The 13,613-nt window shown below is 68.9% G+C and carries 12 protein-coding genes, 1 other RNA gene and 1 pseudogene; 11 read left to right on the top strand and 3 right to left on the bottom strand.

The window, feature by feature from the left end:
• The first annotated feature begins 64 nt into the window (after positions 1-64).
• From OHB01_RS38150 to OHB01_RS38120, 7 genes are all read left to right on the top strand, one after another.
• Entirely contained in the window at positions 65-916 is an 852-nt protein-coding gene (locus OHB01_RS38150; protein ID WP_142645581.1) for a Nif3-like dinuclear metal center hexameric protein, read from the top strand.
• Between the two features lie 10 nt (positions 917-926).
• Positions 927-1,667 (top strand): zinc ribbon domain-containing protein, encoded by a 741-nt coding sequence (locus tag OHB01_RS38145; protein WP_142645580.1) that lies wholly within the window; start codon positions 927-929, stop codon positions 1,665-1,667.
• A gap of 8 nt (positions 1,668-1,675) precedes the next feature.
• Positions 1,676-3,109 (top strand): bifunctional RNase H/acid phosphatase, encoded by a 1,434-nt coding sequence (locus tag OHB01_RS38140; protein WP_419197601.1) that lies wholly within the window; start codon positions 1,676-1,678, stop codon positions 3,107-3,109.
• Positions 3,110-3,309: 200 nt separating this feature from the next.
• Complete coding sequence (locus tag OHB01_RS38135) at positions 3,310-4,512, top strand: erythromycin esterase family protein (protein WP_328854674.1); 1,203 nt, start codon at positions 3,310-3,312, stop codon at positions 4,510-4,512.
• Positions 4,513-4,599: 87 nt separating this feature from the next.
• Positions 4,600-4,992: RNase P RNA component class A (gene rnpB, locus OHB01_RS38130), an RNA gene on the top strand.
• Positions 4,993-5,120: 128 nt separating this feature from the next.
• On the top strand, positions 5,121-5,576 hold the full coding sequence (locus OHB01_RS38125; RefSeq protein WP_328710618.1) for a hypothetical protein: 456 nt from the start codon (positions 5,121-5,123) through the stop codon (positions 5,574-5,576).
• A gap of 29 nt (positions 5,577-5,605) precedes the next feature.
• Positions 5,606-6,388, top strand: coding sequence for a DDE-type integrase/transposase/recombinase (locus OHB01_RS38120; RefSeq protein WP_328710617.1), 783 nt, complete (start codon positions 5,606-5,608; stop codon positions 6,386-6,388).
• A 665-nt stretch (positions 6,389-7,053) separates the two neighbouring features.
• Here the strand turns inward: OHB01_RS38120 and OHB01_RS38115 are convergent.
• Positions 7,054-8,583, bottom strand: coding sequence for an IS1634 family transposase (locus OHB01_RS38115; RefSeq protein WP_419197557.1), 1,530 nt, complete (start codon positions 8,581-8,583; stop codon positions 7,054-7,056).
• A gap of 404 nt (positions 8,584-8,987) precedes the next feature.
• Between OHB01_RS38115 and OHB01_RS38110 the strand changes: the two genes are divergently transcribed.
• From OHB01_RS38110 to OHB01_RS38100, 4 genes and pseudogenes are all read left to right on the top strand, one after another.
• On the top strand, positions 8,988-9,389 hold the full coding sequence (locus OHB01_RS38110; protein ID WP_328710616.1) for a hypothetical protein: 402 nt from the start codon (positions 8,988-8,990) through the stop codon (positions 9,387-9,389).
• Between the two features lie 92 nt (positions 9,390-9,481).
• Positions 9,482-9,632 (top strand): annotated as a pseudogene (locus OHB01_RS40065) (IS982 family transposase); the annotation flags it as partial.
• A 428-nt stretch (positions 9,633-10,060) separates the two neighbouring features.
• A complete protein-coding gene (locus OHB01_RS38105) occupies positions 10,061-10,618 on the top strand; it encodes a DinB family protein (protein ID WP_205829795.1) in 558 nt (185 codons plus the stop codon).
• A 170-nt stretch (positions 10,619-10,788) separates the two neighbouring features.
• The gene (locus OHB01_RS38100; RefSeq protein WP_328854673.1) at positions 10,789-11,511 is read left to right on the top strand and encodes a VOC family protein; all 723 of its coding nucleotides are present in this window, start codon (positions 10,789-10,791) and stop codon (positions 11,509-11,511) included.
• 61 nt (positions 11,512-11,572) lie between these two features.
• On the opposite strand, the gene OHB01_RS38095 is transcribed toward OHB01_RS38100, so the two are convergent.
• Positions 11,573-12,274, bottom strand: coding sequence for a response regulator transcription factor (locus tag OHB01_RS38095; RefSeq protein ID WP_328710614.1), 702 nt, complete (start codon positions 12,272-12,274; stop codon positions 11,573-11,575).
• Positions 12,271-13,608, bottom strand: coding sequence for a sensor histidine kinase (locus OHB01_RS38090; RefSeq protein WP_147942448.1), 1,338 nt, complete (start codon positions 13,606-13,608; stop codon positions 12,271-12,273). Before OHB01_RS38090 ends, OHB01_RS38095 begins: the two co-directional genes overlap by 4 nt.
• Between the last annotated feature and the right edge of the window lie 5 nt (positions 13,609-13,613).

The raw sequence follows: 13,613 nt of genomic DNA, 5'->3' as shown, positions 1-13,613 counted from the left end.
GGCGGGGTCAATGGGGACGTTACTCTTTCCGGATCGTTCCGCCAGCAGGCTGTAGTGTGCGCGGGTGGAATCGATCTCCTGCACCCTCGCCGAGGTGGTCGAGTGCCTGGAGGCGCTGTACGACCCCTCGTGGGCCGAGTCCTGGGACGCGGTGGGCCTCGTCTGCGGCGACCCGGAGCAGGCCGTACGGAAGGTCCTGTTCGCGGTCGACCCGGTCGCCGTGGTCGTGGACGAGGCCCTCGGCTGGGGGGCCGACCTCGTCGTGACCCACCACCCGCTCTATCTGCGCGGCACCACGAGCGTCGCCGCCACCACCTTCAAGGGCCGGGTCGTGCACCGGCTCATCCGCGGCGGCGCCGCGCTCTACGCCGCGCACACCAACGCCGACGTCGCCGATCCCGGGGTCTCCGACGCGCTCGCGCGGGCCATCGGCCTGACCGGGGATCTGCGGCCCCTCCAGCCCTCCGCCGACGACCCGCGGCGCGGGCTCGGCCGGATCGGCGACCTGCCCGCTCCGATGCCGCTGGGGGAGTTCGCGGCGCTGGCCGCCTCGGGCCTGCCCCGTACGGCGGGGCCGCTGCGGGTCGCGGGAGATCCCGGCAGGCCGGTGCGGACCGTCGCCGTCTGCGGCGGCGCGGGCGACTCCCTGCTGGGCACGGCCAGGGCCGCGGGCGTGGACGTCTTCCTCACGGCCGATCTGCGGCACCACCCGGCGAGCGAGCACATGGAGGCGGACGGGCCCGCGCTGGTCGACGCCTCCCACTGGGCCACCGAATGGCCGTGGCTGGCCGACGCCGCCCGGCGGCTGACGTCAGCGTTGGCGGCCAGGGGCATTACTGTTGAGGCGCGCGTCTCGGACGCCGTCACCGACGCCTGGACGGCGACGACCACCGACTTGGACCCCCGAGCATCTTGAGGGATTTGGGATGAAGGCCGCACCTGAAGCACAGAAGCGTCTGCTCGATCTCGCTGAGCTCGACACCGGACTCGACCGGCTGCGGCACCGCCGCCGCAACCTGCCGGAGCTCGCCGAGATCGACGAGCTGTCCAAGAGGCTGGCCCAGGTCTCCACGCAGATCATCGCCGCCGAGACCGAGGCCGGCGATCTCGCCCGCGACCAGGCCAAGGCCGAGTCGGACGTGGACGCCGTACGCGTCCGGGTCGAGCGCGACCAGAAGCGCCTCGACTCCGGGCAGGTCTCCTCGCCCAAGGACCTGGCGAGCCTCCAGTCCGAGATCGTCTCCCTGCGGCGCAGGCAGTCGGACCTGGAGGAGGTCGTGCTGGAGATCATGGAGCGCCGGGAGGCGGCCGACGCCCGGGTCACCACCCTCAAGGCCGAGCGCGAAGAGGTCACCGGCACGCTGCGCGCCGCCGAGGACCGCAGGGACGCGGCGTTCGCCGAGATCGACAAGGAGGCCGGCGAGCTGACGTCCGGCCGGTCCGCGATCACCGCCGACGTCCCCTCCGACCTGCTCGGGCTCTACGAGAAGATGCGCGAGCAGACCGGCGTCGGCGCCGCCATGCTGCACGGCGGCCGGTGCCTCGGCTGCCGTACGAGCCTGTCGATCGCCGACCTCAACCGGATCCGGGCCGCCGCCCACGACGAGGTGGTCCGCTGCGAGGAGTGCCGCCGGATCCTGGTGCGTACGGCCGAGTCGGGTCTGTGACGGCGGCGATGGGCGCCACCGGGGGGTTCATCGTCGAGGCCGACGGCGGGTCGCGGGGCAACCCGGGCCCGGCCGGATACGGCGCGGTGGTCAAGGACGACGCCGGCCAGGTGCTCGCCGAGGTGGCCGAGTCGATCGGCACCGCGACCAACAACGTGGCCGAATATCGCGGCCTGATCGCCGGGCTCCGGGCGCTGCTCGCGCTCGGCGCCGAGGGCGCGCGGGTCGAGGTGCGGATGGACTCCAAGCTGGTCATCGAGCAGATGGCCGGCCGGTGGAAGGTCAAGCACGAGGGCCTGCGACCGCTCGCCCTGGAGGCGGCGGGCCTGGCCCGGCGGTTCCGGGTGACCTGGACGTGGGTTCCGCGCGAGCGCAACAGCCACGCCGACCGGCTCGCCAACGAGGCGATGGACGCGGCGGCCCGCGGGGAGACCTGGCAGGCGAGCGAGATCACCTCCGCGCCGGGGTCCGCCACTGCCGTCGAGCCGCCTAACACCGACGCGCCCACGCTGTTCGACCCGCCCTCCGCTGGCCCTGGTCCTGCCGCCCCTGGTCCTGCCGCCCCTGGTCCTGCCGCGCCTGCTTCGGGCGCTTCCGCTCCCGCCGTGTCCGCTTCACCCGGCTCCGCCTCGCCCGGCGCTGTTTCGGCCGCGCCTGCTTCGCCCGGCTACGCTTCGACCGGCTCTGCTCTGGCCGGCGCCGGCGGGCGTACGGGGTCTCCCGGCGCGGCCGGTGCGCGGGCCGTCGGCGGAGACGCGGGCACAGCGGCCGGAACCGCCACGTCCCACGACCGGCGCGGGCACGGATGGATGCCGCGCGCCACCCGTGTCGCCACGTCGCTGCTCCTGCTCAGGCACGGACAGACGCCGCTGTCGGTGGAGAAGCGGTTCTCCGGGCTCGGAGACCCGTCGCTCACCCCTACTGGCCTCGCGCAGGCCGAGGCCGCCGCCCTGCGCCTGTCGCGGGAGCCGTACGAGGTCGAGGTGATCGTCACCTCCCCGCTCGCCCGCGCCCGGCAGACGGCCGAGGCGGTCGCCGCCCGTACGGGCCTGCAGGTGCTGGTCGACGACGACCTCCGCGAGACCGACTTCGGCGACTGGGAGGGGCACACGTTCGCGGAGATCCAGCAGCGCTGGCCCCGCGAACTGGCGGCCTGGCTGGCCGACCCCGACGTCGCGCCGCCCGGTGGGGAGAGCTTCGCGTCGACCGCCCGGAGGGTCGAGCAGGCGAGGGACCGCATCGTGAAGGCCCACGAGGGCCGCAGCGTCGTCGTGGTCTCGCACGTGACCCCGATCAAGATGCTGGTCCGCTTCGCGCTGGGCGCTCCGCCCGAGGCCCTGTATCGGATGCACCTCGACCTGGCCTGCCTGTCGGCGATCGACTACTACGCCGACGGCCCGGCCGTCGTACGGGCGCTCAACGACACCGCCCACCTCACCTGACGCCGTCCCGCTCAAGGGGACTGAACGCCGCGGGATCGCACGCTTGAAGCCGTGCCCCCGCGGCGTCGGCGTTTTCCGGCCCGGACGAGCCGTCGCCGTACGTCGAGGGCCTGAAGTCGATAGTTGAGGGTTTTCTCCTCTTATCCTGGCGATTCGCCGGATAAGTCTTCATTCGAGTGTTCAACGATACCGTTGAAGGTATGGATATCGGCATCAAGGACGCCGTTCACGCCGTCGAGGCCGCCTCCGTGATGAGGCTGCTCCCAGGCCGGCCGCGGCTGCTCGCCCTGGGCGAGCCCACTCACGGCGAAGACCTCCTGCTCGACGTACGCAACGAGCTCTTCCGGCAGCTCGTGGAGCAGGAGGGCTACCGGACGATCGGCATCGAGAGCGACTGCCTCATGGGCCTGGTCGTGGACGACTACGTCACCTCGGGCACGGGCAGCCTCGACGAGGTCATGGAACGCGGCTTCAGCCACGGGTGGGGAGCCTCCGCGGCCAACCGGGAGCTGGTGCGCTGGATGCGCGCGTACAACGAGGACAGGCCCGCGTCCGAGCGGCTGCGCTTCGCCGGTCTCGACGGTCCGCTGGAGATCGGCCACGCGGCGAGCCCCCGGCAGGCCCTCACCGCCCTCCACGGCTATCTCGCGGCCCACGTGGACACGGATCTGCTCCCCTGCGACGTGGAGACGCTCGACCGCCTGCTCGGCTCCGACGACCGCTGGGCCAATCCCGCCACGATGATGGATCCGTCCCAGTCGGTGGGGCAGTCGGCCGAGGCCAGGCGGCTTCGACTGCTCGCCGACGATCTCGTCGCGCTGCTCGACGCGGAGACGCCGCAGCTGATCGCCCGATCCTCCCGGGACGACTGGGAGCGGGCACGCCTGTACGGCCGCGCCACCACCGGCCTGCTCCGCTACCACCACTGGATGGCCGACACCTCGCCCGGCCGGATGTCACGGCTGCTGGGCCTGCGGAGCTCGATGATCGCCGCCAACATGCTCGCCGTCGCCGAGCGGGGCCCGGCGCTGGTCCACGCCCACAACGCGCACTTCCAGCGGGACAAGAGCTCGATGCGGATGGGCGACCTGCCGTTCGAGTGGTGGAGCTCGGGCGCGATCGTGAGAGCCCACCTGGGTGAGGAGTTCGCCTTCCTGGCCACGGCCCTCGGCACGATCCGGCACCAGGGCGTGGACGCCCCGCCCCCGGACACCCTCGAAGGGCTCCTCTACACGCTCCCCGACGACGGCTACGTCATCGACGCCCGCCGCCTGGCCGCCGCCCTGGGCGACGCGCGGCCCGCCCCCCGTGTGTCCCCCTGGTTCGGCTATGCCCCGCTCGACCCGGCCCACCTCGCCGCGTACGACGGGCTCGTGTTCGTCAAGGACGTCACCCGCAGCTGACCGCGCGTGCGCCGGGGAAACCCTCACATGATCCTCGGCCGGTCCGGGGAATGTTTCGGCAGCCGCTAGGCTTATCTTCACGGTGGACGAGCCGGCCGGGCGGCCGCGTCAGGGCCTCACGGCCCTGCCGAGGAAGGTCCGGGCTCCACAGGGCAGGGTGGTCGGTAACGCCGACCCGGGGCGACCCGCGGGACAGTGCCACAGAAAACAGACCGCCCCCCTCGCGGGGGTAAGGGTGAAACGGTGGTGTAAGAGACCACCAGCGCCCACGGTGACGTGGGCGGCTCGGTAAACCCCACCCGGAGCAAGGTCAAGAAGGGACGTTCTCCGGAACGTCCCGCGCGCGACGTTCGAGGGCTGCCCGCCCGAGCCGCGCGGGTAGACCGCTTGAGGCCGCCGGCAACGGCGGTCCTAGATGGATGGCCGCCGGTCAGCCTTCACGGCTGATCACAGAACCCGGCCTACAGGCCGACTCGTCCACCTGCCACTCCTCTGCCCTGGGCCGATTCCCGAATCACTCCTGCCCTCTCTGTCAGACTGTTGTGAAACATGGGACGAGAGAGTCCTTTTGATGCGAAGCGGGGCGAGACGGGACGATTGAGACAGTGATGATGACCCTCGCCGACCAGGCTGCCCGGACGGGGCAGGATGGTCAGGTGACAGACAAGCGAGTGAGCCGGCCGGTCCGCCGGACGTTCACCGCCGCCTACAAGGCCCGGATCCTGGCGGCCTACGACGCCCTACCCGAGGGCAGCCCCGAGCGCGGCGCCCTGATGCGCAGAGAACGGCTGTATCACTCGCACATCGAACACTGGAGAAAGCAGCAGGAGAACGGGACGCCGGCCTCCTCGACGGGCAAACCGGCGAGGGACACCGAATCGGAGGAACTGGCCCGGTTGCGGGCCGAGAACAAGAAGCTCAAGGCCGAAGCAGCCAAGCTTGAGGCCAAAAACGACAAACTCAGCAACGATCTCGGGAAGACAAAGACCGCGCTGGACATCGCGGGAAAAGCATTCGCGCTGCTGGACGAGATCTCACGCAGCGCGGACTCCGGCGAGAGCTGATCCGGGTCATCGACGAGCACTTCCCGGCAATGGAGGCGGCCGTCGGCACGACCAAGGCCTGCCAGATCCTCGGCAAGCCCCGCGCCACCCTGTATCGGCAGCGAAATCCCACGCCGCCCCGGCACGGCCCCCGCCGGCCGTTTCATCACCCGGCGGAGTTGTCCGAAGCCGAACGGGCGCAGGTGCTGGCGGTGCTGGACTCGCCCCGGTTCGCCGACAAGTCAGCGGGCCAGGTGTGGGCGATCCTGCTGGACGAGGGCACCTACCTGTGCTCACAGGCCACCATGTACCGGCTGCTGCGCGAACGCGGCCAGTCCGGCGAGCGGCGGGCACAGGCCACCCATCCGGCGAAGAAGAAACCCGAACTGGAGGCCGACGGGCCGAACCAGGTATGGAGCTGGGACATCACCAAACTGAAAGGCCCCGCACGCGGCGTCCACTACCTGCTCTACGTCATCCTCGACATTTTCTCCCGCAAGGTCATCTGGTGGGAGATCTGGCCGACCGAGAACGGCACCCTGGCCAAGGAGTTCATCGAGCGCGCCATCGACGCCAACGGCGCCGTCGCGCCGGAGGCGATCCACGCCGATCGGGGTACCTCGATGACGTCGAACACCGTCACCGGCCTGCTCGCGCAACTCGGAATCGACCAGTCGCACTCACGGCCCCGCGTGTCCAACGACAACCCCTACTCCGAAGCGCAGTTCAAAACCCTTAAATATTGCCCGGCGTTCCCTGGGAGGTTCGGCTCGATCGAAGACGCCCGTATCTTCTGCTGCGTGGGGCACATCGTGGGGCCGCCACACAGGTAAACGCATCCCTGTCACCGTTTGCTTGTGATGATGCGACGTTCATCTGGGGCGGGTAGGCCGCGGTGGGCGTCGGCCATCGCCAGCGGGGCGCGATAAAGCCCCCACAGGGGCCAGCGCTAATGCCGTCGTCAGAGCGTATAGGGGCAGTGGACGTAACCCGGCGGGCACTGGGGAATCAATGAAGTGTGACCGTATGGAGGGGTAGGCGAAAGTCACTAAAAAGATAAGGGCGATCGCGATGGGGACGGTCGTAGGAAGCGGCCGTGCCTTCAGAATCGCAAGCCCGATCCAGCACACGAGCACGACACCGATCACACCTACAGCAAAACCCACCAAAGGCCCTATGCCTATACAAACACTCCCCATGACGCCGTCGCACTCACGGTCGCCGGCAGCCTCTGAAATCTCGTAATCCAACGAGAGTCCCGCCCCCAGGAGCCAGCCCAGTGCCGCCGCGCCGGCGGCCCGAGACAATGAAATGAGCGGCATGCCGGTGATTATAGAAGCGAGCCGCGGATTCTCAATGTGCAGGCCGAACAAGGACGGTGTCAGCTGGCGACGTGAAGGTCGTCGGCTGGGTACGCCGTAACAAGACGATCTCCGAGAGGTGAGGTAGCACCTGGACGCATTCGGCCGCCGTCGCATATCACCTGAGTTGGCTCAATTTAGTGCGCACCTTCGGGGCTGCGGATCCGCTTGAGGGCGTTGCGTAGGTCGGTGGGCAGAGGGTCGGCGGCGGTCAGGACGTGGTTGCCGGCTTGGATTCGGACGGTGCGATAGCGGCGGGCGGTGCGGACGAACTTCTTGATCGACCATCCGGTCCGTGCCTCGATCCACCGGCCGACCGCCAGGGCGGCGAACACGATCGTCAGGTGCGCGTCGATGGACTCGCGTTTGTGGTGGTAGATCGGCCGTGCTTTGAGGTCGTGCTTGCTCATCCGGAAGGACTTTTCGATCTCGAACAGCCGATGGTAGGAGCTGATGACGAACTCGGCGGTGATGGGCGTCCCGTCCGGGCAGGCGGCGAGATTGGTGATGTAGCCCTTGAGCCCGGCCAGGGCCTTGGCCTTGTCCACCAGCTCGGTGTTGACGCTCTTGGTAGCGCCGGACAGCCTGATGAACCGGTTGCGCTTGACCGGCGCCTGCCCGTCGACGGCGCGCTGGGCCTTGGCGACCTGCTCGTCGATGCCGCGCAGGGTGCGCCGGGCCCGCTCTGCCCGGTACTGGTAGTAGATCATCTGGTCGCGGCGGGGCCGGCTCGATCCCGACGGCCAGGGCTGGATGAAGATGTGCCCGTCGGGGATCGGGGTGCCGGGGTGCTCGCGCCGCCACTGCTTGACCACATACGGCACCTCGGGGATCTTCATGCCGAGGATGAACGACAGCCCAGCGGCTTCGATGGCCTGCTTGTTCGCCTCGGAGATCATCCCGGCGTCGGCCACGATCGTGACGTCCGGCAGGTGGTGGGCCGCCATGAACCCTTCGATCACCGGGAGCATGGTGTGGGTCTCGGCCTTGTTGCCCTCGAAGGCGGTCACCATGAGCGGGAACCCGGAGGAGTCGGTGAGCAGCCCGATCGTGATCTGCGGGTCCAGGCGGCGTTCCTTGGAAAAGCCCGGCTCGCGGAACCCATCCCCGGCGTCGGTCTCGAAGTACAAGGTTGACACGTCGTAGAGGACCAGGCTGGCCGGCCCGAGGCGGGTGTGGGCCGCGCATGCACCGGCCAGGGCCTGGCGCCACTGCGGTGCGGCGTAGTCCGGCAGGCGGCGCTTCACCGTGGCATACGACACCGCATCGATCCCGGCCTCGCCGAGCACGCGCAGGCTGTCGTGCTTGCTCGTCGGTTCGATCACCCGCGCGAGCACCAGCTGCCGGAACACCTCATCGCCCCCGGCCGCGGCAGCAAACCCCAGCGTGTCGTAGGCGCGGGACAGCGCGTCCCACAGGTGTTCCATCCGCGAGCTGACGATCTCCAGCGGCCCGCCCGCCATCGGCCCATCGTCCAGCCCCAGGTCCAGTTCCTGCTGGCCGGCGGCCAGCCGCTGACGCGCCACCGCCCTGAGCGTCTCCAACTCGGCGTCGTCGTGCGCCGACCCGATGTGCTCGATCTCCCGCGATCCGCGGCGGGAGGAGTAGACGATCTGCACCGCCCGGGCGCCTGAGGCCGTCTTCACCGTCCGCACGTACGGAGACACGGCCACCAGGGTAGAGACATGATCGATTTAGTGCGCACTTTTCGCCGTTCCCGACGGGGAACCACGAGGTCAACGCCTCGCGCTCAGCGACAATCTTGAAACGTGAGCCAAGTCAGGTATCACGCTGGTGCGGCAGTGGGCCATCCCTCTTACCGCAGGGGTGGCGATAACCGGATACATGGTTTGGTCAGTAGTGGCAAGGAAACTGCGACCGAGCCCTGAGCGACGTAACCGATGAGCACTCCGCGGCCTTGAACGAGGCGTTCACCCGTCCTGCCTTCCGCTCCCGACACATTATGAGCCGGGGCGGCACACCGTGCGGCCGCATCTGTCGGAACCCGGCCGACGTTGCCGAGCCATGTAACCCGAATCATGCCAGGGTGAGAGCCTGTTATAGTGCGAAAATGACGATTTCTACCGCGGGTGGTGTGTCCGACGCCGTCCTGTGGGTCGCAACCGTGGTAGGTGCCGGACTCTTCGTCCTGAGATTCGCGCTGTTGATGCCGACGAAGCGATTCCGATGGCGAATTCCACTGGCGGCGCTGATGGGAATCGTGTTCGTCCTTGCGATCGCCATGATCCAGGACTGGCCGGCCCGTGAGGCCCTCGGCTTCTTGTCCGTGGGATTCTTCACTCTCTTCCTTGCTTCGGTGGGGCAGGGAGCGAGCATCAGGCGATGGGCTACGGTCGCACACGAAAAAGGCGAGCCGGAGACGCTTCAGCCTGGTCAGATGGTGTTCGTCGTGAAGACAGCGGTAATCCTCTGCCTCATGCTGTGGTTCAAATCCATGCTCGTTGCGGGCTGACTCCCCGGACCGATGCCCGACCTAGACGAGTAAGTCCTAAGTCGCCTTTAGGCGGACTGTGGGGAAGGGCGAAGGGTGTCGATGATCCGTTTGTGACGACAGACATCAACACCCTTCGCACCGCACTGTACGTCAAGATCGATGACTGGCTGGGGCGTCCGGCCCGGATCGGACGCCCACCCAAGCTCACCGACGCCGAGCTGCTGACCCTGGCCATCGCCCAAGCCCTGCTCGGCATCCGCTTCGGCTCACTCGCTTGTCTGTCACCTGACCATCCTGCCCCGTCCGGGCAGCCTGGTCGGCGAGGGTCATCGTCACTGTCTCAATCGTCCCGTCTCGCCCCGCTTCGCATCAAAAGGACTCTCTCGTCCCATGTCTTACAACAGTCTGACAGAGAGGGGTCCGAGTGACGAGAGGAAGGACGCCGCCTCGCGCTGCGGGGCTTGCCGATGCTTCGGTCGGTGCGAGGTACGTCCACCGCACCTGGTGGGCTTTCACGGACAACGCATCCTCTGCCTGGGAAAACCTGCTTGAGCTCGTGGACGAAGCGGGGTTTCCCCTGGTGGCGATGCCGACTCCTGGTGACCAAAAGTTCGGGTGGCGTAAATCAGTTGCCGACCGCAGTGTGCGCGCCAATGATTGCGGCCATGGCAACGACGCGACGAGCCGACATGTTCACTGCGGACGGCAAGCCGTCCGACGATGATCCACGTGAGAACGGACCAACGCTGGGCGATGAGCGCACGACGCTGGTCGAAGCCCTGCGTTGTGCGCGCCTCACGTTGGAGATGAAGTGCGAAGGCCTTGATGCCGAGGCCATGGCGCGGCGTTCCGTCGAGCCTTCGACGATGTCGCTCCTGGGGCTGGTGCGACATCTGGCAGAGGGGGAGCGTGCGACGTTCCGGGTGATGATGGCGGGACAGGACGTGCCCCGGCTTTTCACTTCGGACACCGACCGTGACGGCGATTTCGATGGTGCCGTTCCCGACCCGGAGATGGTCGCGGAGGCGTGGGCCGCATGGCGTGCGGAGGTGGACTTCGCCGAGCGCTTCGTAGCCGAGGCGCCCGGTCTCGATATCACCGGCGACGATCCCCTGAACCAGCATGGCAGCGGTGGAGGATCGATGTCGCTGCGCGAGGTGCTGGTCGGAATGATCTGGGAGTACGGCCGCCACATGGGTCACGTCGACCTGCTGCGCGAACGGATCGACGGACGCATAGGCCAGTAACGATCATATGCAGGGCCTGCCCGCGCGGGCCGTCATCGCCGTGAACGGGAACAGTGAACGGCATCAGGGTTGCCGGCCGTAGATATGCTCCTGGAGCATCTCTTCCGTTCCGAGGATATGGTCGACCACCTCCCAATACTCATTCAACCGAAAGGGAGGTCTGGAGCGGGATGGCCTGTCACCTTGTCGCGCTCTGCTTCGACGCGCACGACCCGCTCCGTCTCGCGCGCTTCTGGGCCGGTGTCCTGGGCTGGGAGATGGCCGACGATCCCCGGGAGGGCATCACGCTCCTGCCGGGCGATGACACCGGCTTCCGGATCCGCTTTGTTCCGAGTCAGGAGCAGAAGACCGGCCAGAACCAGGCGCACTTCGATCTGACGAGCACGTCCCTTGAGGACCAGCAGCAGACGGTGGCGAGGGCGCTCGAACTCGGCGCCCGGCACATCGACATCGGCCAGCGGCCGGACGAGGCTCACGTCGTGCTCGCCGACCCGGAGGGCAACGAGTTCTGCGTCATCGGGCCGGACAACCAGTTCCTCGCCGGCTGCGGATTCATCGGGGCGCTGGCGTGCGATGGTTCGCAGGAGGCCGGGTATTTCTGGTGCAAGGCGCTGGGCTGGCCGTTGGTCTGGGATCAGGACCAGGAGACCGCTGTCCGCTCGCCGCACGGCGGCCCGAAGATCACCTGGGGTGGTCCGCCGCTCATGCCGAAGACAGGGAAGGAGCGGCTGCATTTCGACCTCGCTCCACCCGCCGACGGTGATCAGCAGGCGGAGGTCGACCGTCTCATCTCCCTCGGGGCGACGCGCATCGACATCGGTCAGGGCGAGGCCGACTGGGTGGTCATGGCCGATCCCGACGGCCACGAGTTCTGCGTGCTGCCCCCGCAGTAGACTCCGCGGCCCCTACCGCGCAGGAAAAACGGGTACGAACTTCGCCGGACCTGCCCTGCCCTCAGGCGGACCATTCCGGGCTGTCGTCGTCCGCGGTGACCTGCACCAGGCCCGTCTGATAGGCGATGACGACGAGCTGCGCGCGGTCGCGTGCCTGGAGCTTCGTCATGGCCCGCTGTACGTGGGCGCGTACGGTGAACGGGCTGAGGTACATCTGCTCGGCGATTTCCTGGTTGGACAGGCCGGTGGCGACCAGCGCCACCATCTCGCGCTCGCGCGGGGTGAGCTCGGCGAGCCGTTCGGACTGACGGGGCCGACGTGCGGTGTTCTCCGGTGTCGCCAGGAAACGGGCGACCAGGGAGCGGGTCGCGGCCGGGGACAGCAGGGTGTCGCCGGCCGCGATGGTTCGCACCGCGTCCGCCAGGTCCTCGGCCCCGATCCCCTTGCCGATGAAACCGCTGGCCCCTGCGCGCAGCGCCTGCGCGACGTACTCGTCGGTCTCGTACGTGGTGAGGATCAGGATGCGGGAGTCCTGTAGCTCCGGATCGGCACAGATCTGCGCGGTGGCGGTGATCCCGTCCACCCCGGGCATCCGGATGTCCATGACCACCACGTCCGGGCGCAGTTCCCGGGCGAGCCGGACCGCCTCCCGGCCGTCGGCCGCCTCACCGACGACCATGATGTCGTCGGTGCTGTCGAGCAACATCCGGAAGGCTCCGCGCAGCAGGGCCTGATCATCGGCGAGCAGGACGCGCAGCGTCATGCGACGTCCCCGCGCCGTGCGGCGTCGTCCGGCGCCTCACCGCTCGGCAGAGCTTCACCCGCCGGCAGTTCGGCGTCCGCCGTCGATCGAGCGGTCGTCGTCACACCCGTCTGCTCCCGGTCGACCGCGGCGGAACTTCGGGTCGTCTCCCGTGCCGGGCGAGGCAGTTCGGCGACGACACGGAATCCGCCCTCGGGCCGCCTGCCTGCGACAAGCCGGCCGCCGACCGCAGTGACACGTTCGCGTATCCCGATCAGCCCATAGCCGCCCGATCCCGCGGACGGGCCCGGGATCGTGTGGTCCCCCGGCCCGTCGTCGGTGATGGTGAGGGTCACGAGGTCGCGGGTCCAGGCCAGGCCCACCCGGGCCCGGCCGATACCGGCGTGTTTCGTCACGTTGGTCAACGCCTCCTGGATGATCCGGTAGGCGGTGAGGTCCAGGCCCGGCGGCAGTGTCCCCGCCGGCCCCTCCTCGTGCACCGATACCGTGAGGCCCGCACGGCGGAACGACTCGATGAGCGTGGGCAGCTGAGCCAACCCGGGCGCCGGTTCGGCGGGCTGGGCATGGTCCCCCGACTCGCGCAGCAGCCCGACCGTGGCACGCAGCTCGTCCAGCGCCTGGCGTGTCGTCTCCACCAGCTGCCGCAGGCTGGTGCGGGCCTGCTCGGGGCGGCTGTCGAAGAAGTGCGCGGCGACCGTGGCCTGTGCGTTGGCAAGGGTGATCTCGTGGGCCACGAGGTCGTGCAGTTCCCGGGCGATGCGCACCCGTTCCTCGGCCACGCGCCGGCGCGCCTCGCTCTCCCGGCTCTCCTCGGCCCGCAACGCGCGCTCCTCCACCGCCGCCAGGTAGGCACGCCGGTTCTGGGCCGAGTGCCCGAGCACGCCGGCCGCCAGCGGGAAGATGACCGTCGAGCAGGTCCTGGTGACCGTGGACCAGGACAGCGGTTGCAACACCAGCCCCGCTGCCATGAGGAGTGCGGCGGAGATGAGCAGGACCGCGGCCGTCGTACGCCGCTCGGTCCGGACCGCGATCGTGTACGCCGTGATCATGGCGGGGACCACTACCAACGGGGTCAGCATCAGGCCCGCGACCATCGCCAGCACGCTGCACAGCGTGGTGACCACCATGACGGGCAGCGGTGTCCTGTGCCGCAGCGGCAGCGCGGCACAGGACACCACGGCGAGCAGATACGCGGCGATCGGCGGCGCCGTCAGCGACTCGTCGCCCCGCACGACGCTGCCGAGCAGGAAGAGCACGAACGCCGCCGCCGTGATCACCGCCTCCCGCGACCGTTCTGCGCGCGGTCGCGGGAGAAAGCCCTCCAGGGTTGTCATGCCGG

The organism is Microbispora hainanensis (assembly GCF_036186745.1).
GTDB lineage: Bacteria > Actinomycetota > Actinomycetes > Streptosporangiales > Streptosporangiaceae > Microbispora.
Note: the sequence above shows the minus strand (reverse complement) of the source record. Positions and strands in the feature narration are given on the sequence as shown.

Excerpts from the sequence above, each read along its gene's own strand:
- OHB01_RS38145 (WP_142645580.1), top strand. The coding sequence starts at position 927 with ATGAAGGCCGCACCTGAAGCACAGAAGCGTCTGCTCGATCTCGCTGAG.
- OHB01_RS38140 (WP_419197601.1), top strand. The coding sequence starts at position 1,676 with ATGGGCGCCACCGGGGGGTTCATCGTCGAGGCCGACGGCGGGTCGCGG.
- OHB01_RS38135 (WP_328854674.1), top strand. The coding sequence starts at position 3,310 with ATGGATATCGGCATCAAGGACGCCGTTCACGCCGTCGAGGCCGCCTCC.
- OHB01_RS38125 (WP_328710618.1), top strand. The coding sequence starts at position 5,121 with ATGATGACCCTCGCCGACCAGGCTGCCCGGACGGGGCAGGATGGTCAG.
- OHB01_RS38120 (WP_328710617.1), top strand. The coding sequence starts at position 5,606 with ATGGAGGCGGCCGTCGGCACGACCAAGGCCTGCCAGATCCTCGGCAAG.
- OHB01_RS38110 (WP_328710616.1), top strand. The coding sequence starts at position 8,988 with ATGACGATTTCTACCGCGGGTGGTGTGTCCGACGCCGTCCTGTGGGTC.
- OHB01_RS38105 (WP_205829795.1), top strand. The coding sequence starts at position 10,061 with ATGTTCACTGCGGACGGCAAGCCGTCCGACGATGATCCACGTGAGAAC.
- OHB01_RS38100 (WP_328854673.1), top strand. The coding sequence starts at position 10,789 with ATGGCCTGTCACCTTGTCGCGCTCTGCTTCGACGCGCACGACCCGCTC.
- OHB01_RS38095 (WP_328710614.1), bottom strand. The coding sequence starts at position 12,274 with ATGACGCTGCGCGTCCTGCTCGCCGATGATCAGGCCCTGCTGCGCGGA.
- OHB01_RS38090 (WP_147942448.1), bottom strand. The coding sequence starts at position 13,608 with ATGACAACCCTGGAGGGCTTTCTCCCGCGACCGCGCGCAGAACGGTCG.